Genomic DNA, 20,071 nt, shown 5'->3' on the forward strand with positions numbered 1-20,071 from the left:
GTGCAAGGGTACGGATACCCGGACGACGCCCCGACGATGAGTTCGCGGGACGGTGCGCGACGCCGACCCCGTGTGGGCCGTCTCGCCCTCCCCCTACTGTTCGCGAGCACCCTGGCTCTCGGCGGCTGTGGACTGACCGCCGACCCGGCACCTTCTCCCATCGTCATCCCGCCCACCAATGAACTTTCGACCGAAAGCTCGACGTCGCCCACGACCACCACCACCCGCACCACCGACGACAGCGCCAGGGCATTGCCGAGTTGGTCGATCGGGCGGGTGATCTCGATGGCCCCGCGGGTCCAGAACTCGCGCTATCGGCAGGGCTCGGTGACCGAACGGTCCGCGCTGCAGGACACTTCCGGTTTCCACTTCTCCACCCCCGATGCCGGCGTGAACTGTTCCACCGGAACCAATGGGACCTCGACCTTGGCATGTCGAATCAACGATGATTCCGACGAACGCTCCCGTCCGTCGGATCTACCGGCCAACTGCGTCTGGGCGGGCAATCTGGTAACCCTCAACGCCGACGAAGCCGAACACGGCGCGTGCAGCAATCTCTATCCGGTTCTGTACCGGAGTTCGATCGTCGACTTCGGGCACACCATTTCGATATCGCGATTCTCCTGTCTGGTGGATACCTCCGGTATGTACTGCCTGGAATCGCGGTCACAATCCGGATTCTCCATCACCCCAACGGGTTACCACCGAATCTTCGCCTCCGATCGCGCACCTGAATCGCTGGCCGGTATCGACACCGACACGCCATCGGAGACGCCGCCGCCCGGCCTTTCGGATACCGCTGACGGAGAAGGTTCGCCATCCGAAACCCCGACGACGACCACCACCACCCGGCCACGGTGATTTACTGGCACCAAATTATCTCCACAAAGATCCATCATCGATTTGTGGGTGTAATCCGCCACTCTTGAATTCGACGACACAAGGGTGCGGCCACTTCCCGTAACACGCGCTATGCTGTCATCCGAGCGGACGAATATCGTGCGCTGAATCAACCCGTTGGGCCACATTGTGATCGTGGTAACGGTCATGCCCACCGCCGACTGAAGGAACAGTTCCATGGCGAAGAAGGAAATAGTTCAGGTCATCGACGATATCGACGGCAAGGTACTTGATCAGTACGAAACCGTGAAGTGGGCACTCGACGGCAAGAGCTATGAATTCGATACGTCGACAAAGCATGCCCAACAGTTCCGCGACCTCTTGGACAAGTACGTTTCGGTGTCTCGCCAGACCGGCCGTAGCACCACCGCGAAAAAGGTCCCGACCTCGGCCGCACGCAACAAGGAGACCACCAAGGCGATCCGCGAATGGGCGGTCGGCGCCGGCTATGAGGTCAGCGACCGCGGTCGCATCCCACTGAGCATCATCGAGGCGTTCGAAGCCGCGCACTGAGCACTGGGGACAACGTTCGCATGACTTTGACCCGATAGCCTGGTCACACGCCGTCCGTACCCGCAAGAATGTTCGGCATGGTCCAGTCATCGAGTACCCAGTCAACGAGTACCCAGCCATCGACTATTCCGGATTCCGGTACTGCGGATTCCGGTACTGGGGATTCCGGCACTGGGGATTCCGGCACTGGGGCGCCGATCACGATTGCGCAGCAACGCGCAGCCGACAGTATTGAATTGCGACTCGCTCTCGTCTGCTACGGCGGCGTGTCGTTGGCCGTATATATGCACGGCGTGACCAAAGAGCTCCACAAACTCGTACAGGCGTCCCGGACTTTCGACGCCGCCGGACAGGATCCGGCGGCGTCGAATCCGTTTGAACCCGACGACAGTGCCGGAGTCTATTTCGAACTTCTCCGCGACCTGTCGGAGCGAGGCATACCGATGTCGGTGAACATCGACATCATCGGCGGAACCTCCGCCGGCGGTATCAACGGTGTCGTCCTCGCCAAAGCTCTGGCCCTCGACGCCGGCCAGGAGTCCCTGAAGGATGTCTGGATCAACCAGGGATCGCTGCGGAAACTGTTGCGCGCCCCGGCCTTCCTGCCGCTCGGATTGCAGGCGATCGTGGCCACTGCGACCCGCGCCCTCGGATTCGGCGGCAAGCATTCCATCTTACGGTCCGAACGGATGTCGGTCCTGCTGCGTGACGCCCTGAACGATATGGACAACAGTCGGAACCCGGGGCCGGCACCGACGCTGATTCCGCCCGGCGGCAATCTGTCCCTCTTCGTCACCACCACCGACCGGGGCGGATTCGACGTCACCGTGCCCACCGGATTCGGCGGCATCGCACAGCGGGACAAATGCTATGCACAGGTGCTGCAATTCCATGCCGACCACACCGATCACTCCCACTTCGACGCCGATTTCAATCACACGCTCGCCTTCGCGGCCCGTGCCACCTCGTCGTTCCCAGCAGCCTTCGATCCGGTCACCATCGCCCGTTTCAGGTCCGAAACCGGCAGTTCGGATGCACACGTCGAATCCGGCGCCTTCCGGTTCAACTATCCGGAGAATGGCTCCGCCCCCGACCAGCGCACATTCGTCGACGGTGGTCTGCTCGACAACGCGCCCTTCGATCTCGTCATCGACGCGATCGCCAAACGCCCGGCGGCACGCCGGGTACAGCGCGAGCTCATCTACATCGAACCGGACCCCAATCGCCCGATCGACGACATGAGCGTGTCGCAGCCGTCGAAAGCCGACGGGTTCTTCCGCAATCTCATCGCGCTCAAATCTCCGGCGACCAGCCACAGCTTCGTCGGCGACCTGATCCGGCTGCGGGACCTCAACCGGCGGATAGTCGAGGTCGGGTCGATCACCGATCTCCAGATGGAGGAGATCTCGACCGACATCATGAACCGGATCGACACTCTGGCCGGGCCGGGCGCAGACGAGCTCGGGTTCATCGAGAAGCTGATGGATATCGGTATGGCCCAATCACTCTCGGATCAACTGCATAAAGCGAACGAAGATGAGATGGCCGCCACCTGGCGCACTTACCAGCGTCTCAAGGCGCTCTCGGTGGCACGACGCATCGCCACGGCGATGGTCGACTATCTGAAACTGCCGCATGAATCCTCGACCGCCACTTTCGTCACCGGAGTTCTGACCGGCTGGGTCGAACAGCAGCCGTTCTTCACCGCCACCGGCGACGACCCGGCCGACGTCGCCGACCTCGGCGAGTTCCTGCAGATCATCGACACCCCGTATCGGGAGCGGCGCCTGGAGTTCATCATCGCGGGCATCAACTCGCTGTACACGACCGACGCCCCCACGGCAGCGCTGAACGCGCTCAAGAAGCAAGCCTGGCAGATGCGCGCCGACACCGGCCAGGCCCCCGACCGCGCCGTGGCGATGCTGGCCGATACCGAGCTGATGCGTTGTCTGACAACCTTTGTCAACGGCCTTCAACTCGGTACCGTCGCCTCGCTCCCACTCGGGAGCCCCGCCGACTGGGCAGCCGACCAAGCATCGGTGGTCGCCGATTTCGTCGCCGCATACCGGCAGGCCGTAGCGGGCTTGATCGGCGACGGAAGTTCGGCACTGTGGTCGGCGTTCGTCGAATCCATCGCATCGGCGGCCGCCGCCGGCGCTCCGCTTGGCGACGACCATCTGGTGGTGCTGGCCAGTCGGTACCTGGGTTTCCCACGCTGGGATGCGATCCTCTATCCGCTGATGTCCCTGTCGGAATTGCCGCAGCTGTCGCCGATCCCGGTGTCACAGTTCAGTCCGATCGCCGCCGACGCGCTCGCACCCCCGGAGGTCGACAAGACGACCGACCCGGAGGGTGCCAAGCTCCGCGAGCAGTTCTTCGACTCGAAGCTCAACGGTTTCGGGATGGCGCATTTCGCTGCCTTCCTGAAAACCTCGTATCGCCAGAACGACTACCTCTGGGGCCGCCTGGACGGCGCCGAACTGATCATCTCGATGCTGACCAGACGCGCCGGGCAGCAACGCAGCACCACCGATGGGTACCTGGGCGACGCCTTCCGCGCAGTCCTCGAGTCGGAGGACGCCCTGACCGAGATCACAGATCTCCGTGCGGAACTGAACGCGCGGGTCGAGGCGCGTTGGCCGAAATCGGACTGACCGGCTTCGGAATCAGTCCGATGCTAACCCTGGGATTGGTCGGCTCGAACGCATTGACTGGGGCACGTCGACACGCGTCCCCATCACTGCGCCCGAGGAGAACTTCCCACCGATGACCCGACAGCTACATCTCGGCGGATTTCTGATCGCTTCACCGGTCACCCATTCCCATGCCGCCTGGCGTCATCCCGGATCGGTCACCGACTATTTCGGTCCGGATCACTATCACCGGGTCGGCCGCATCCTGGAACGGGGGAAGTTCGACTTCGCCTTCTTCGCGGATCTGCTTGCCGCCCCGGTCCGCTTCGGCGGTGACCAGTCCGAGCCGTTCCGGCGTGGCACCCAGGCGGCGGCGACCCTCGATCCCAGCCTGGTGGCCGCAGGTCTGGCCGCGGTCACCACCCACCTCGGTGTCGCGGTAACCAAGTCGGCCACCTACTTCCACCCCTATGAGGTCGCACGCATCTTCGGCTCGCTCGACCATCTGACGCGCGGCCGGATCGCCTGGAACATCGTCACGTCGCTGTCCCAGGCCGAGGCACAGAACTTCGGGTTCGACGCCCACGTCGAGCATGAGGAACGGTACGCCCGGGCTGAGGAGTTCGTGAGTACCGCGATCAAACTCTGGTCCAGCTGGGATGCCGACGCGGTGACCGCGGACAAAAATTCGGGGGTGTGGGCCGACCCGGCGAAGATCCACACGGTCGACCATGACGGCACGCATTACCGGACCCGAGGCCCGCTGAATCAGCCGCGCTCGCCACAGCATCGTCCGGTCCTGATTCAGGCAGGCTCCTCCGACACCGGCAAGAATTTCGCCGCGCGCTGGGCCGAGGCGATCTTCGAGATCGATCCGACACCCGAAGGCCGACGCGCCTATTACGACGACATCAAGTCCCGAGCGGTCGATTTCGGCCGCAATCCCGACCACGTCAAGGTCTTTCCGTCATTCATCCCGTTCATCGGTGAGACGGAGTCGATCGCGCGGGAGAAGCAGTCCTTCCACAATGAGCTCGCCGATCCGATCTCAGGCCTGATCACCTTGTCGGTGCACACCGATCACGACTTCTCCACCTACGACCTCGACGCACCGGTCGAAAATGTTCAGGTCAGCGGCACGCAGGGACTTTTCGATGTCGCCCGCCGACTGAGTCACCGCGACAACCTGACCCTCCGCGACATCGGCAAGCTGTATGCCCAAGGCGTGCTGTTGCCCCAATTCGTCGGGACGGCAAGCGATGTCGCCGATCAGATCGAGGAGTCCTTCACCTCCGGCGAGGCCGACGGCTTCATCGTCTCCAGCGCCCAGACACCAGGCACGTTCAACGACTTCGTCGACTATGTGGTACCCGAACTGCAGCGACGCGGCTTGTTCCGCAAGGAGTATCACGGTACGACCCTGCGTGAACACCTTGGTCTCGGCGGCGCCGATGAAGACCTGCCGGCGGACCTCCGCGGTGCGGATGTCCGCCGAGCAGGCTGAACCCCGGTCGTCAGGCCTTGATGAACTCGTCAATCTGGTTGATCGCCAGCGAGGCGCCTTCGATGACGCCCATGTCGAGCACCTTCTGCAGTCCTTCGGCCGAGCCGTAGGTACTGACGTAGGTGGCTAGTGTGCGACCGTCCTTCTCGGCGAAGGAATACACATTCGATGATTCCGGCATATCGGGGAGCGGGTTGAAGTCCGCGTCGGCGAATCCGTCGAGGAAGGTGAATTCGGTCGGCTCGTCGACCGTCTGCACCTTCCAGTAACCGGGGAACTTCTCCCCTTCCGGGCTGGTCATGTAATAGTTGATCCGTCCGCCGGGCCGCAGTTCGTGATCGACGAAGGTCGCGGGGTATCCGGGTGGGCCCCAGATCTTCTCCAACTGACGCGGGTCGGCGTAGATCTGCCAGATGCGCTCGACCGGTGCGTCGAATTCGGCGGTGAGGGTGAGGGTGCGGGCGTCCAGGTCGGACGCGACGTCGGTGACGGGCATGATCAGTCCTTGGGTAGTTGTTCGGATGCGAGTAGGTCGTCGATTCGGCCGATGCGCCCGCGCCACACCTGCTCGAGTTCCCCGAGCATGGATGCCACCGAACGCACCGCGGCCACATCTCCGGCGGCCAACTGTTCACGGCCTTGACGCCGTTTGGTCAGCAGACCGGCCTTTTCCAGTACGGCGACATGTTTCTGCACGGCCGCAAAGCTCATGTCGTACTTCGCCGCAAGCGCCGACACGGAATGTTCGCCGACCAGCACCCGCCGCATGATGTCACGCCGGGTGCGATCGGAAAGCGCGTGGAACAGGGCGTCCGCCCTGTCCTCGTCCGTTTCGGTCACTTCTCAAACATACAACCGTTTGGTTGTATGTCAACCCCTGTTTTGCCGCCCTCGGATCGGGGTACCCGTGCGCGGTCGGGGTGAACGAAGGAGATCGACGATGCGCACAAATTGGATGAACACGACAACACCGGCGCGCGTGGCAGTCGCGGTGACGTCACTGGCGGTTACCTCGCTGGCGGGAACGGCAATCGTCGCGGCCACCCCCGCACCGGCCGCCACCCCCGCGGCACTGTCCATATCCGGCGACATGCTGATCGCACCTGGGGTGCACCTGCTCAATATCGAGGCGAAGGGACTGCGCACCTCGTCGGGGATGACGACCGGCACCTATGTCGCGACGGTCAAGAACGGCAGCATGGCACTACCGATCCAGGTCAAGGGACCGGTGACGTGTATCTACACCGACGCCACCACCGGGTCGCTGATCTATCCGATCACCGGGAGCACCCCGGATATCCTCCCGGCCGGCGCCCGCGGTGCGTATGCGGTTCAGGTCACCGTGCGCACGGGTAACCCGGACAAGGTAGGCCTCATGGGACCGATGCCGACGTCGTCGTTCCACGGCTGCCACCCGGGTGCGACGCCGTACACCTTCGAGGGGACCATCGAGACGAAATAGTCACCCGCACAACGTCACCGCTCGGTGACGCGCCCGCCATCGACATACCAGTGGCGGTCGATTCGAACCCGCTGCAGCATCCGCCGGTCGTGGGTCACGAGCAGCACTGCCCCGTCATAGGAGTCCAGCGCCGATTCCAGTTGCTCGATGGCCGGGAGATCGAGATGGTTGGTCGGTTCGTCGAGCACCACGACGTTGGTGCCACGCGCCTGCAGGAGTGCCAGCGCGGCACGGGTCCGCTCCCCCGGTGACAGATCGTCGACCGCACGGTCGACGTGATCGGCACGCAGTCCGAACTTCGCCAGCAGCGTCCGCACCTCTGCTGTCGAATACTCGGGAACCACACCCTCGAAACGGTCGGCCAAAGCGTCCGTACCGGTGAATTGCCCACGGGCCTGATCGATCTCGCCGATCGCGACATTCGTCCCGAGCCGCGACGTCCCCTCGGTCGGCGTAATGCCGCCGAGCAGCAGACCCAGGAGCGTCGACTTTCCGGCACCATTGGGACCGGCGATGCCGATCCGGTCCCCCGCGTCCACCTGGAGGCTGACCGGGCCGAGGGTGAAGTCGCCCTGGCGTACCACCGCATTGTTGAGAGTCGCCACCACCGAACTCGACCGGGGTGCCGAACCGATGGTGAATTCGAGTTGCCATTCCTTACGGGGTTCGACAACCTCCTCCATCCGGGCGATCCGGCTCTCCATCTGCCGCACCTTCTGTGCCTGTTTCTCGCTGGATTCGCTGGCTGCGCGTCGACGGATCTTGTCGTTGTCCGGCGCCTTACGCATCGCGTTACGCACGCCCTGGCTGGTCCATTCGCGTTGGGTGCGAGCCCGCGCAACCAGATCGGCCTTCTTCTCCGCGTACTCCTCGTACTCCTCCCGCCGATGGCGGCGGGCGACCGCACGTTCCTCCAGATAGCTTTCGTAGCCGCCACCGAAGACAGTGTTGGTGTGTTGTGCCAGATCGATTTCCAACACCTTCGTCACACTGCGCGCCAGGAACTCCCGGTCGTGACTGACCAGCACCACACCCCCGCGCATACCGGTCACGATCTGCTCCAGACGTTCAAGCCCGTCCAGGTCGAGATCGTTGGTCGGCTCGTCGAGCAGGACGACGTCAAACCGGGAACACAGCAGCGCGGCCAGCCCCACCCGCGCCGCCTGACCGCCCGACAACGACGTCATCAGCGCCGATGTCGGCTCCACCGCCATCGTGTCGAGCCCCAGCTCGGCCAGCACCGTCGGCAGTCGTTCGTCGAGATCGGCTGCGCCAGTTGCCAACCAGTGATCGAGCGCAGCTGCATAGACATCCGCGGGATCGTCCCCGCCGGGCGGGACGGTCGGGTCGGCCAGCGCGGCCGCCGCCGCATCCATCGACCGCGTCGCGGCCGCGCAGCCGGTGCGCCGGGCAACGTAGGCCCCGACGGTCTCGCCATCGACCCGCTCATGTTCCTGCGGTAGCCAGCCAACGAAGGCGTCGCCCGGCGCGCACGTCACCGTGCCCGACTGTGGTGCGAGGGCACCGGCCAGGATCGCGAGCAGCGTCGACTTACCTGCTCCGTTGGCACCCACCACACCGACGACGTCACCCTCGGTGACGGTCAGATCGAGCCCCTCGAACAGGGTTCGGTGGCCATAGCCGCCGGCGATACCGCGGGCGACGAGAGTTGCGCTCATGCCCACAGTGTTTCATCTAGCCGGTTTCCTCCACCGGGCGCGCGGCAGCACGTGCGGCCACCTGGACCAGCCCGATACCTGCTGCCGTCCGCTCGATGTCGCCGAGCGCCCGGTCGCGGCCCGGCCCCGGGGGCTGTGCCAGCACCTGCAGCAGGCGGACCCGCAGGGCGGCCGGGACGCCGCCGGTTCGCGCGGCCAGCACCGCGACGTCGTCGAGGATCGGTTCGGCCTCCTCGGCTCGACCGAGCATGATGAGCAGTTCGGCCAGCGCAAGGCCGACCGGCCCCACACAACCCACCTGCCCCACGGTGGCAACCATGTGCCGAAACGGCATCAGGTAGTCGACGAACCGCTGCGCGTAGACGGTCATGCCCAGGTCGGCGACCACATGCGCCAGGAGCACCGCCTGAGCCAACGAGGTCCACACCATCGGCCGTTCGTCGGCCAGCCAGACCTCGACCATCGTCGTGGCCAACTCTCGGTCGCCGGCGCGGCCTGCGATGACCGCGATCCCCGAGCACAGCAGCAGGGCCACGTCGTTGTCCTGGAACTGTGCGGTCATCGACCGAGCCCAGCTCACCGGGTCGACGTCGGCGGTGTCGACGACCTGATCGAGCAACCCTTGTTCGGCGGCCAGCGCCATCATCGCGATGGCGCCGCTACCCGCGACGTACAGCTCGGTTTCCTCATGCACCGCGACGGCCACGCGGTAGTGCTCGGACGCCAGGTCGAACTCTCCTCGCCACACCGCCAGCGTCAGTTCCATCCAGCGCAACTGGGCACGCAGGATCGGCAGCTTGAGCCGTTCACTGCCGACGATGCCGCGTCGCAGATGCACCTCTGTCGCAACGATGTTGCCCGCCATCATCAGCGCCATGGTGAGCACCGAATCCGCGATGACCCGGTCCACCGGCGCCTGTTGATGGTCGAGCGTGGCGAGTCGTTCGGCCACCGCAAAGGCTTCGTCGACGTGGTCGGCGACACCCGAATAGGTGATCATCCGCGCAAGCAGGACGTCGGCAGTCACATCGGGATCGCCGACCGTGACACTCAGTAGCTCGGCCTCATCGAGCAGCCCGGCGGGTACCGACGCGTCGTGGTGATAGCAATGGCCGATCGCCAGCGCCGCGAGTACCCGTGCGCGGCTGCTGGGATCGTCGGCGGCCGCCACCTCGGCGGTCGCGAGCACCGTGTGCAGGCGGCCCGGACCTCCCCAGGGTGCCATCCAGGGCCAGCCGCCACCGGAGCGCACCAGCGCGCTCGCCAGTCGGCCGATGGTCGCCGTCGAGCCATGCCGCACCGCCTGCTCCAACCGGTCCTCGACCATCTCCAGGACCGACTGGGCACGCCCGGCCCGGGACAGTGCCTCTAGGAGGTCGAGGAGCAGCGAGTCACGTTCGGAGAGCACGAATTCGGTGGCGGGCAACGACTCGTAGGTGGCCAGTGCCGACTCCAGCCAGTAGGCGGCATTCGGCGAATCCCACTGTGCGGTGGCCTCATCGGCCGCCGCACGGCAAGCGTGCACGATCACCTGCGGCTCGACGACCCCGACCGCGGCCAGTAGATGTGCGGCCCGGCGCGCCACCGCGTCGGGGAGACCGGGACCGCCAAGCACATCCGCGGCACGCGCGTGGATCCGGGCGCGCCGCAACGGACGAATGGTCGATACCGCCTGCTCCCGCAGCAGCGCGTGGGCGAAGCCGGTGCCACCGCGCATCGGCGATGCGATCAGGATGTGTTCGTCGGCCGCCTCGTCGAGGCAGTCCATGATCGACTCGACGTCGCGACCCATCACCTCGGCGAGGACCGGCGGATCGACGACCTCACCCAGCACGGCGGCATGGGCCACGACCTCCAACACCCCCGGGTCGAGCGCGGCGAGACGACGGTCCAGCACCGATCGGACCACCGCGGGTGTCACCTGGCCCAGACGCTGATCGTTTGGCAGCCGGGCATATTCGGAGACGAACAGCGGATTCCCACCGGTGCGGTCGGCCAGTGCACGGGCGGCGACGTCGGTGATGTCGTCGTCGGCGATCTGCCGGACCAGCGCCGCAACCTCGTCGGTAGCGAGCCGTGGAACGTCGATGATGAGACCGTCGGCTCGGTTCATCGCCACCCGCAGCCGGTCGACGTCGGCGTTGCCCTCGTCGTCGCGCACCGTGACGATCAGACAGATCGGCACATCGCGCACCACCCCGGTCAGGTAGGTGAGAAATCCCAGCGACATCGAATCCGCCCACTGCGCATCGTCGACGATGACGGTCAGCGGGCCGAGGGCGGCCGCCTGCTCGACGAGATGCTGCAACCGTTCGTAGATGACGAAGCGGGCCGTGTCGGCATCCGCGCCACCGGGCATGGACAGCAACTCCGTCGCCGACACATCCAGAGCCCGGCACAGTTGACGCATCGGCCACCACGCCGGAATCCCTTCGACATCAGGGCATCTGACCCAGATCGCACGCTCCCCCGCGTCCGTCGCATACCGTGCCGCTTCCTCGGCCAGTCTGCTCTTGCCGATTCCGGCCGGCCCCTGCAGCACCACCCACCGACTCGCAGTCGGCATCGTGCCACGGAAACATGCAGCGAGCGCGGCACATTCATCGACGCGGCCGACCAGCGGACGCGGATCGAGCGCGGTGTCGGCAGGATGCTCGGCCACCCGTGCCGTCGGCTGGGCCGGTGCCGCCACCGCGCGAGCCCCGCTGGGCGGCTGCGGCCAGCCTGCGATCGCCGGATCGTGGCGCAGGATCGCGGCATGTAGTTCGCGGAGTTCGACGCCGGGATCGAGGCCCAGCTCATCGGCAAGTGCACGCACATGGGTGGCGTAGGTGTCGAGCGCCTCGGTGGTTCTCCCCGCCCGGTGCAACGACACCATCTGCAGCCACACACCACGATCGCGCAGCGGTTCGTCGGCGCGCAGCACCTGGATCTCCGCGAGTGCGCCCGCGGTGTCATCGTGGGCCAGGAGCGCCCCGATGTGCGCGTCACGCACCGCATTCAAGGATTCGGCCAGCGCCGCGGCCTCCACCGCAACCCAGTCCTCGTCACCGAATTCGGCCAGCAGCGGACCACGCCAGAGCGACAGCGCCGCTTCACTCTCGGCGAGGGCTGCCGGCCAGTCCCCGGCCGCCGACGCCTGCCGGGCGGCGTATGCGCGCTGGGTGAAGTCGGCGAGGTCTACGCGGTCGCCGGTGACGTCGAGCCGGTAGCCGGGATTCACCCGCTCGATCGACGACGGGTCGGCACCACCGCCGCGAAGCGCCCGTCGCAGATTCGACACGTACGCCTGCAGGCTGGTCAGTGCGGCCGGCGGTGGCGCGGTACCCCATACGGCGTCGATGAGTCGATCGGTCGACACCACCGCACCCCGGGCGAGGACCAGTGCCGCGAGCACCGCACGCTGTTTGGGCGAACCGAGGTCGACCGGCACACCGTCACAACGGACTTCCATCACCCCGAGGATGAGGTATTCACGCACGCGGGTGGCTCCTTCACCGGGCAGGGTGTCGAAGATCGTGAACCGATCTTCAGAGAGTGTAGAAGTCCCCGACGTCTGGCGCGCCGCTTCAGTCACGCGTCGGTCGCATCCCGATCGCGGCGACGCACGCACCGGCCATCGCGATTCCCACGCCGATCCACAGTGCGGTGTGCAGGGCTGAGACGAACTCCGCGGGCGAGCCGCCGTGCAGCACCGACTGCGCCGGGAACACCGCACCGAGCGCTGCCACCCCCAATGCGATACCCGACTGCCGGAACACATCGTTGATGCCCGCGGCCAGACCGGCGTCGTCGTCGGAGCTCTCGGCCAGCACCAGACCGCTGACGACCGGATTGAACACACCGGCACCGACGCAGGCCACCAGGAATCCGGGCATGAGTCCCCAGCCGGAACCGGTCACGCCGCCGGTGGTCATCCACGCCAGTCCCCCGGCCACCGCCACCAGCGACACACCGATCAGTACGCCGGCGGGAACCCGTCCAACCAGCCGGTCGGTGAGTCCGGCGACCACCAGCATCGCCATCGTGCCCGGTAGATAGATCAGCCCTGCCTCGATCGCCGACAATTCGAGCACACCCTGCAGGTAGATGGTCGTGTACACGAACAGCGCGAACATCGACGCGGAGATCGCAAAGGTGACCACCTGCGCGCAGGCGAACATCGGGTTGGTGAACATCGTCAACGGCAGCAGCGGTTCGCGCACCCGCGATTCGACCACGACGAACGCGACCGCCGACAGTCCGGCGACGCCCAGCGCGGCGAGGGTCACCGCGTCACCCCAGCCTCGGTCGTTGGCGTCGATCAGCCCGTAGGTCAGCGCGCCGAGACCGACGATCACCAGGATCTGTCCCGCCCAGTCGCCGCGGCGCGGCGATGCGCTCGCCGATTCCCGGACCCAGCGCATGGCGATCATCATCACCACGCCGAGCGGCAGGTTGAGGGCGAAGATCGCTCGCCAGTCGATGGCCTCGGTGAGTACGCCACCGACCAGCGGACCGATCGCGAACGACGCACCGATGGTCGCACCGTAGGCGGCCAGCGCCTTGGTGCGTGCGGCCGCATCCGGGAACGCGTCGGCCAGGACCGCCAGGGATGACGCGAACAGCAGCGCACCACCGATGCCCTGCACGATCCGGCCCGCGATCAGCACATCCATTCCTCCGGCCAGCGCGCACATCGCCGACGACGCGGTGAACACCAGCGCACCGACGAAGAAGACGAGCCGCCGACCGAGACGATCGGCCCAGCCGCCGGCACTGAGCACCAGCGCGGCCAACGTGATGGTGTATCCGTCGACCACCCACTTCAGCTCCGACATCCCGGCCCCGAACTCGAAGGCCATCGACGGAAGCGCGGTGTTCACGATCGCGATGTCGAGCATCAGCATCGCCGTCGCCAGACACACCACGGCGAGGGTCACCCGCTGCACGGCCCGGGTCGGGGCGCCGGTGTTCGGGGGTTGGGCGTTCGGGGGTATGGCGGGGCGCAGCTCTGGGACTGCGACATCTGCGGGCGGAGACGATGGATTCACGAGCGGACCGGTCCTTCACGAGATCGAGGGGTGCCCGACCGAGGGTCGGCACCCGTGGATGACGTGAACCACCGTCGCGCCCGGGACTTGGCAGGTACTTGCTATCGCCTTGGACGAAGACGGCAGCCCGGTAATCGCCGCCGACCTACCCTGACGTCATGATCACTGCCCTGCACACATTGATCTACTGCGGTGAGATCACCATCTACGAACCGAAGTACGCCCCTCCGGCTCTGCGGTAGCCACCCCGATCGCGCGATCATTTCGGTCGGTGGGTGGCGATAGGTTGTGGGCAGCAATCGACTCCGGGTATCCCCGCTGAGGGCTGCGCCACACTATGGTGACGCCATGCCCATCCGTGCGCGTCTCGCCGTCGCCCTGACCAGCGTGCTCTTGCTGGCCGCGACGGCCACCCTCATCCAGACCAGCCGAACCGCGGCCACCCCACACCGATCGGATACACCTGCCACAAGTGCGGTGACCACCGACGGCCGCTGGTTGATCGATGATCAGGGTCGCACGATCTACGTACACGGCCTGCAGATCGCGAACAAGAAGCCGCCCTACCATGCGCCACCGGCCGCGGTGACCGACCGTGACGCCGCACTGATCAAGAGCCTCGGTGTGAATTCTGTTCGGCTGGCCTGGTTCTGGAAGGGACTGGAGCCGGTCCGAGGACGCATCGATCAGGCGTATCTGAATGAGATCGTCCGTGAGGTCGATGTGCTGACCCGCAATGGGCTGTGGGTACTCCTGGAGTTTCACCAGGACAACTACAACGAGAAGGTGCACGGCGCCGGGTTCCCCGACTGGGCGACGTTCACCGATGGCGCCCCCAACCCTCCCGAGGCGATTCAAGGTTCCAGCGCCTTCCTCAACCCCGCATTGCAGCGCGCCTTCGACAATCTCTATGCCAACCGTGCAGGCATCCAGGATTCGATGGCATCGGCGTGGAAGACACTGGCGCACAGCGTGATCAGCAACGGTGCCGACCACGGTCGACTACTCGGCTACGACCTGTTCAACGAGCCCTGGCCAGGCAGCGCCTATCCGAGCTGTGCCGCCGGTTGTCCTGCATTCGATCGCGGGCGCCTCCAACCGCTCCAGGATCGACTGGCCCGCGCGGTGCGCACCGTCGACCGCCGGACCCCAGTCTTCTACGAACCGCATCTGCTGGCCGACATCGGCGTGCCGTCATATCTGGAGCCGGTTCCGGCAGGTGTCGCACCTGTCGTGTACAGCTTCCACGACTACTGCGGCACGTCACTGGTCACGAAGAAGGCCGACCGGGAATCGACGTCGCTGGGCTATCCGGCCTGCCCGGCTCTCGACGAGACGGTCTATCGCAATGCCATCGACACTGCCACGCGGATGCGAGCAGGACTGATGCAGACCGAATTCGGTGACACCCAGGACCTGACCGAGCTCGAACGCATCATGCAACTCGCGGACAAATACCTCACCGGCTGGATGCTGTGGGGCTACAAGGACTGGATCGACTACCCCGGCGGCATCGGCGACGGCGATCTCTTCGACAACCCCGACGACCTGTCCACGCTGCGCCGCCCGATGGCGAACGTCATCGCCCGCGCGACTCCGCAGGCCATCGCCGGTGTTCCGACCCGATATCGTTACGACCCGACGACCGGCCGGATGGAACTGTCGTGGACGGCCCGACCCGGCGTCAGCGCACCGACCGACATCTTCGTTCCGGTGGCCCGCCACTACCCAGCAGGTTATCGAGTCACGGTGACCGGCGGGACGGTCGTCTCGGCCCCGAACGCCGAGCACCTGCTCGTCACCAACACCGCCCCCAGCGTTCGGGTGGTCCTCACCAGAGCGTCGTGAGGCCGCAGCTGCGCGGCGATCGAGTCGCGCGGTGACGCCGTGTCAGGTCTGTTGCCCCGCCGACTCGGCCGTGACACGGATGAGGTTCTCGATACCGTCGAGGACAATCGTGACGCCGATGTCGAAAGCATGTTGGGGACTTCGAGCGGCGTCGAAGGCCGTCCCGACGGTGGTACCGACGCGACCGGAGACGGGATAGTCGTCATCGCTCATCAGATGTTCGAGCGCGGGCGCGACGACGGCCCACCATTCGGGGTCGGCCAAACCTGAATCACGCTGTGTGTTGCGGTCGCTGCGCTGGGCACGTGCGGCGCTCTCCACCACACCCAGGAGGGTGGTCAGGCTCGCGTCCATGTCTAGATCGGACAGTCCGATCCCGTCCAGGACACGCAGTTCTGCCTCGTACTTCCGGCTGGCGTTCGGGCCGAGCAGCATTCGGGTCTCGTTGATGTCGAGCAGCCAGGGATGACGCGTGCAGAGCATCCAGTTCCGTTGCGCGACATAACGTAAGCCGGCCCGCCAGTCACTGATATCGGTCGCTGAATCGGCACTGTCGTACAAGTCCGTATAGGCGGCATCAACCATCAGCGCGGTGAGGTCGTCTTTGCCGGGCACATGGTTGTACAAGGCCATCGTGCTGACGCCGAGCTTCTCGGCCACCTTCCGCATCGAGGTGGCATCCAGCCCGTCGGCGTCGGCGAGCTCGATGCCGGCCTGCACGATCTGGGTGACGCTGATCCCCGACCTGCCCGGCTGCGGGTGGTGCCCCCAGAGCAGGTAGAGGCTACGCACCAGCTCGGGTGCTGACTTCTCGGCGGCCACAATCCTCCCTCTTCTCGCCATGTGCGAACAGGCCAAGACTACCGTACGGTGTTGACGTACACCGTAAATTACGGCGTAGAGAGGATGGACGATGCGATCCGGAGAGCCTGCGATCAGCGTGGAAAGCGTTCACAAGAGTTTCGGCGGAGACAAGAACAAACCAGTTCTGGACGGGCTCGACCTCACCGTGGCACGTGGCAGCGTGCACGGACTGTTGGGACCCAACGGCGCGGGCAAGACGACCGCGGTGCGGATCATGACCACGTTGATGGCCCCCGACAGCGGGCGGGTGATGGTCGCCGGATTGGACGCGGTACACGATTCGGGTCGCGTTCGGGAGAGGATCGGTCTGGTCGGCCAATACGCCGCGGTCGACGAGGCATTGTCGGGGCGGCAGAACTTGGTCATGTTCGCCCGCCTCAACCGTTACCGGCCGTCGTCCGCGAGGCGCCGCGCCGAGGAATTGCTGGAACGGTTCGGGCTGGTCGACGCCGCCGACCGGCAGGTCAAGACCTACTCGGGTGGAATGCGGCGCCGCGTGGACCTCGCAGCAGGCCTCATCACCGCGCCGGACGTCCTCTTCGTGGACGAGCCGACGACGGGCCTGGACCCCGGAGTCCGGCAGGATGTGTGGGCCGCGATCCGCGAGTTGGTGCGCGGCGGCACCACCGTGCTACTGACCACCCAGTATCTGGAGGAAGCCGACCAGCTCGCCGACCGGATCTCGATGCTCGGTCGCGGACGGGTCGTCGCCGAAGGCAGCCCTGCCGAACTCAAAGCCAAGGCCGGTGACGACTGGCTCGAGATCACCCCTGCCGACGAGGCCGACCTCACGCTCCTGCGCGCGGAACTCTCCCGCTGGTCCTCGGGTGACATCACCGTGGACCACAACCTGATCCGCGTCCCACTTGCCGACCGCGCCTCCTCATTGATCGGAATCTCGGCAGCACTTCGAGACGCCAACCTGACCGTGCGCGACCTGTCGCTACGAACGCCCACCCTGGACGAGGTCTTCCTCCAGGTCACCGGGCACACCGCCCTCCACACCGACCGAATCACGACGAGTACCGCCAAGGAGGCCATCCGATGAGTACCCCCACCGCCCCCATCGCCACCGCTCCGGACGGAACGATCTCACCCGCCGCCCGAGCGGTCGCCGACACCTGGACCATCACCCGTCGGGACCTCCAGCACTGGCGATACATGATCGGCACCAAGGTCTTCAACTGGCTCTGGCCGCTGATCTTGATGGCACTCTTCCTCGGACTCATCGGTGGAGCCCTCGGCGATGATCTCGGTGGAAGCTACATCGACTTCGTCATGCCCGGAATCCTTGCCATGACTGTCTTCATCGGCCTGGAGGGGACGATGGCCGCCGTCAGCACCGATTCCCTCCGAGGCATCACCGATCGATTCCGCTCGTTGCCCATGAGCGGAATCGCCGTCGTCGGAGGCCGCTGCCTCGCCGACCTGCTCGACTCCCTGGTGACCATCCTCGTCGTCATCGCCGGCGGCCTGGCCTTCGGGTGGCGCCCCGAGACCACGGTCCCCGAAGCGCTCGCCGCACTCGGCCTACTGCTCATGCTCCGCATCGCGACGCTGTGGATCGGTATCTACATCGGCCTCAAGGCCACTGGGCCCGAATCGCTTACCCCCGTGAACATCATGGTCTGGCCCGTTCTCTTCTTCTCCAGCGTCTTCATCGATACCTCGACGATGCCGCGCTGGCTAGGCACCACCGCCGACGCCAACCCTGTCTCCGCCACCGCCACCACCGTCCGAGAACTCCTCAGCGCTCCCGTGGTCGGCGGCGAGAGCTGGTTCGCGGACAACGCGACGATCCTCGCGCTCGTATGGCCTGCATTGATCGTCGCGATCTTCCTGCCCCTGGCGGTGTCGACCTACCGGCACCTCCGCAGCTGACCGCGGACGCTTACCGCTTGCCGCGTCGAATACGGGTGAGCTTCTCCGGGTTTCGCACGAAGTCGATGGATGTGATCCGGGCATCGGCGATCCCCAATGCCACAATGCCGTCGAGCTCGTCGCCGACGAACACGAGCAGCGCCGGGTTGTGGTTGACGATCGCCGCTCGCATCGATTTGTGCGGTCCTTGCGCCGCGATACCCGCGAGGAACCGAGCGATCGCGTCAGCTCCGACGATCGGTTCCAGGGCCGCCCGGACGATGCCGCCGCCGTCTGCGGTGAGCACCGCGTCCGGATCCAGAACATCGAGCAACCCCTGCAGGTCTCCCGAGGTCGCCGCGTCGGCGAATGCCTCGACGACGGTGTGGTGAACGCTCGGGTCCACGTCGAATCGTGGTGTGCGAGCGGCGACGTGCTGGCGGGCGCGCGATGCGAGCTTGCGGCACGCGGCGGGCGTTCGACCGAGCGCGGTGCCGACGTCGTCGAACGACAGGTTGAACAGGTCGTGCAGAACGAAGGCGGCACGCTCGGCCGGTGACAGCGTTTCCAGGACGACCATCATCGCCCACGACACCGAGTCCGCGAGGGTGACGGTGTCGGCCGGGTCGGGTGAGGTCTCCACCGGTTCGGGCAACCACTGACCGACGTAGCTCTCACGACGCACACGGGCCGAACGCAGAACGTCGAGGGCCAGACGGGAGGTGGTGGTCACCAACCACGCGGTGAGATCGTCGATCTCGTCGATGTCGCTGCGCTGCAACCGCAACCACGCGTCCTGGACGACGTCCTCGGCTTCGGTCACACTGCCCAACAGCCCGTACGCGACCCCGATCAGGCGGGGACGCAGAGCAGTGAAGGTGGTATCGACGGACACCTCAGCCCCACTGTCCCGGGGTGTAGTCGCCCGCCGGAATCGTGGCGATGACATTGATGCGATTGTAGGCGTTGATCAATGCGATCAACCCGATGAGTGCGGCCAACTGCTCGGCGTCGAAGTGTTCGGCGGCCCGCGCCCATACCTCGTCGGGCACCCCGCCGGCGGCGTCGGCGATCCGGGTGCCCTGCTCGGTCAATTCGAGCGCGGCCCGCTCGGCGTCGGAGAACACGGTGGCTTCCCGCCACGCCGCGATCAGGTTGAGCCGCAGGGCGGTCTCGCCGGCATGGGCGGCGTCCTTGGTGTGCATATCGGTGCAGAAGCCGCATCCGTTGATCTGGCTGGCGCGAATCTTCACCAGTTCGGCGACCGTGGCAGGCAGCGGCGAATCGCTGATGACTTTGCCCGCCGAGTTGATGTACTTCAGGAACTTGGCTGCGGTGCCACTGCCGTAGAGATCGATTCGAGCGGTCATGGTGTCCTCCTGATGCGTGATGAACTGTGTCGACAAGAGGACGGAGCAGCCGGGCAGAGTGTGACATCGGGGTCGCGAGCAGCGCGACCTATTCAGGTGACGGTGTTCGTGTCACGGCACCACGCGGTAACGCAACATCATGTCGTGGTCCTCGTGGTCGAGGGTGTGGCAATGCCAGACGTAACCTTGCAGATCCTTCTTGACCATTCCGTGCGCCGGCGTGGCACCGGCGTGGTGATGGCTCGGAGGTGACGGCGGCCGGCTCGTCCCCATGCCCACCGACGGGCGGGTCCAGGTCTGCGTCGGATCGGAGGAGAAGATCGCGTCCGGATCGAAGCCGAGTTCGTCGGCGGTCGGGAAGCGTACGACGATCGAGGTCACATGCCCGGCGACGGCGTGCACGGT

16 protein-coding genes and 1 pseudogene are annotated in these 20,071 nt (G+C 65.8%); 8 read left to right on the plus strand and 9 right to left on the minus strand.

Going from position 1 to position 20,071, the window contains the following annotated elements; translation table 11 throughout:
* From QSJ18_RS03315 to QSJ18_RS03330, 4 genes are all read left to right on the plus strand, one after another.
* A complete protein-coding gene (locus QSJ18_RS03315; protein ID WP_286324792.1) occupies positions 1-861 on the plus strand; it encodes a hypothetical protein in 861 nt (286 codons plus the stop codon).
* A gap of 216 nt (positions 862-1,077) precedes the next feature.
* Positions 1,078-1,413 (plus strand): histone-like nucleoid-structuring protein Lsr2, encoded by a 336-nt coding sequence (locus QSJ18_RS03320; protein WP_286324793.1) that lies wholly within the window; start codon positions 1,078-1,080, stop codon positions 1,411-1,413.
* 236 nt (positions 1,414-1,649) lie between these two features.
* Entirely contained in the window at positions 1,650-4,067 is a 2,418-nt protein-coding gene (locus QSJ18_RS03325) for a patatin-like protein (RefSeq protein WP_286324794.1), read from the plus strand.
* Positions 4,068-4,179: 112 nt separating this feature from the next.
* On the plus strand, positions 4,180-5,550 hold the full coding sequence (locus QSJ18_RS03330) for an LLM class flavin-dependent oxidoreductase (protein WP_286324795.1): 1,371 nt from the start codon (positions 4,180-4,182) through the stop codon (positions 5,548-5,550).
* A 10-nt stretch (positions 5,551-5,560) separates the two neighbouring features.
* Here QSJ18_RS03330 and QSJ18_RS03335 read toward each other — a convergent pair whose 3' ends face one another.
* Entirely contained in the window at positions 5,561-6,046 is a 486-nt protein-coding gene (locus QSJ18_RS03335) for an SRPBCC family protein (protein ID WP_286324796.1), read from the minus strand.
* A gap of 2 nt (positions 6,047-6,048) precedes the next feature.
* Entirely contained in the window at positions 6,049-6,390 is a 342-nt protein-coding gene (locus QSJ18_RS03340; RefSeq protein WP_286324797.1) for an ArsR/SmtB family transcription factor, read from the minus strand.
* A gap of 100 nt (positions 6,391-6,490) precedes the next feature.
* On the opposite strand from QSJ18_RS03340, the gene QSJ18_RS03345 reads away from it, so the two are divergent.
* Positions 6,491-7,012, plus strand: coding sequence for a hypothetical protein (locus QSJ18_RS03345; RefSeq protein WP_286324798.1), 522 nt, complete (start codon positions 6,491-6,493; stop codon positions 7,010-7,012).
* Positions 7,013-7,026: 14 nt separating this feature from the next.
* On the opposite strand, the gene QSJ18_RS03350 is transcribed toward QSJ18_RS03345, so the two are convergent.
* From QSJ18_RS03350 to QSJ18_RS03360, 3 genes are all read right to left on the minus strand, one after another.
* Positions 7,027-8,691 carry an ABC-F family ATP-binding cassette domain-containing protein gene (locus QSJ18_RS03350; RefSeq protein WP_286324799.1) on the minus strand — a complete coding sequence of 555 codons (1,665 nt, stop codon included), beginning with the start codon at positions 8,689-8,691 and terminating at the stop codon, positions 7,027-7,029.
* Positions 8,692-8,707: 16 nt separating this feature from the next.
* Positions 8,708-12,172, minus strand: coding sequence for a BTAD domain-containing putative transcriptional regulator (locus QSJ18_RS03355; RefSeq protein ID WP_286324800.1), 3,465 nt, complete (start codon positions 12,170-12,172; stop codon positions 8,708-8,710).
* Positions 12,173-12,260: 88 nt separating this feature from the next.
* Positions 12,261-13,670, minus strand: coding sequence for an MFS transporter (locus tag QSJ18_RS03360; protein ID WP_286324844.1), 1,410 nt, complete (start codon positions 13,668-13,670; stop codon positions 12,261-12,263).
* 402 nt (positions 13,671-14,072) lie between these two features.
* Here QSJ18_RS03360 and QSJ18_RS03365 point away from each other — a divergent pair, with 402 nt between their 5' ends.
* Positions 14,073-15,572 (plus strand): cellulase family glycosylhydrolase, encoded by a 1,500-nt coding sequence (locus QSJ18_RS03365; RefSeq protein ID WP_286324801.1) that lies wholly within the window; start codon positions 14,073-14,075, stop codon positions 15,570-15,572.
* 42 nt (positions 15,573-15,614) lie between these two features.
* On the opposite strand, the gene QSJ18_RS03370 is transcribed toward QSJ18_RS03365, so the two are convergent.
* Positions 15,615-16,394: a TetR/AcrR family transcriptional regulator gene (locus QSJ18_RS03370; protein WP_286324802.1), complete on the minus strand. Its 780-nt coding sequence runs from the start codon at positions 16,392-16,394 to the stop codon at positions 15,615-15,617.
* 91 nt (positions 16,395-16,485) lie between these two features.
* On the opposite strand from QSJ18_RS03370, the gene QSJ18_RS03375 reads away from it, so the two are divergent.
* Together QSJ18_RS03375 and QSJ18_RS03380 are read left to right on the plus strand one after the other, a co-directional pair.
* Positions 16,486-17,484, plus strand: a complete 999-nt coding sequence (locus tag QSJ18_RS03375) for an ATP-binding cassette domain-containing protein (protein WP_286324803.1) — start codon at positions 16,486-16,488, stop codon at positions 17,482-17,484.
* Entirely contained in the window at positions 17,481-18,317 is an 837-nt protein-coding gene (locus QSJ18_RS03380) for an ABC transporter permease (protein ID WP_286324804.1), read from the plus strand. The genes QSJ18_RS03375 and QSJ18_RS03380 overlap by 4 nt, the downstream gene beginning before the upstream one ends.
* Before the next feature lie 10 nt (positions 18,318-18,327).
* On the opposite strand, the gene sigJ is transcribed toward QSJ18_RS03380, so the two are convergent.
* The 3 genes and pseudogenes from sigJ to QSJ18_RS03395 form a co-directional block, all read right to left on the minus strand.
* A complete protein-coding gene (gene sigJ, locus QSJ18_RS03385; protein ID WP_286324805.1) occupies positions 18,328-19,191 on the minus strand; it encodes an RNA polymerase sigma factor SigJ in 864 nt (287 codons plus the stop codon).
* A 1-nt stretch (position 19,192) separates the two neighbouring features.
* Entirely contained in the window at positions 19,193-19,666 is a 474-nt protein-coding gene (locus QSJ18_RS03390) for a carboxymuconolactone decarboxylase family protein (RefSeq protein WP_286324806.1), read from the minus strand.
* 111 nt (positions 19,667-19,777) lie between these two features.
* Positions 19,778-20,071 (minus strand): annotated as a pseudogene (locus QSJ18_RS03395) (copper oxidase); the annotation flags it as partial.

The sequence above is a fragment of the Gordonia heveisoli genome (genome assembly GCF_030315745.1).
Classification (GTDB): Bacteria; Actinomycetota; Actinomycetes; order Mycobacteriales; family Mycobacteriaceae; genus Gordonia.

Bases quoted from the DNA above. Each gene is read 5' to 3' on its own strand.
- QSJ18_RS03365 (WP_286324801.1), top strand. From the start codon at position 14,073: ATGCCCATCCGTGCGCGTCTCGCCGTCGCCCTGACCAGCGTGCTCTTG.
- QSJ18_RS03320 (WP_286324793.1), top strand. From the start codon at position 1,078: ATGGCGAAGAAGGAAATAGTTCAGGTCATCGACGATATCGACGGCAAG.
- QSJ18_RS03345 (WP_286324798.1), top strand. From the start codon at position 6,491: ATGCGCACAAATTGGATGAACACGACAACACCGGCGCGCGTGGCAGTC.
- QSJ18_RS03380 (WP_286324804.1), top strand. From the start codon at position 17,481: ATGAGTACCCCCACCGCCCCCATCGCCACCGCTCCGGACGGAACGATC.
- QSJ18_RS03350 (WP_286324799.1), bottom strand. From the start codon at position 8,691: ATGAGCGCAACTCTCGTCGCCCGCGGTATCGCCGGCGGCTATGGCCAC.
- QSJ18_RS03390 (WP_286324806.1), bottom strand. From the start codon at position 19,666: ATGACCGCTCGAATCGATCTCTACGGCAGTGGCACCGCAGCCAAGTTC.
- QSJ18_RS03335 (WP_286324796.1), bottom strand. From the start codon at position 6,046: ATGCCCGTCACCGACGTCGCGTCCGACCTGGACGCCCGCACCCTCACC.
- QSJ18_RS03330 (WP_286324795.1), top strand. From the start codon at position 4,180: ATGACCCGACAGCTACATCTCGGCGGATTTCTGATCGCTTCACCGGTC.
- QSJ18_RS03375 (WP_286324803.1), top strand. From the start codon at position 16,486: ATGCGATCCGGAGAGCCTGCGATCAGCGTGGAAAGCGTTCACAAGAGT.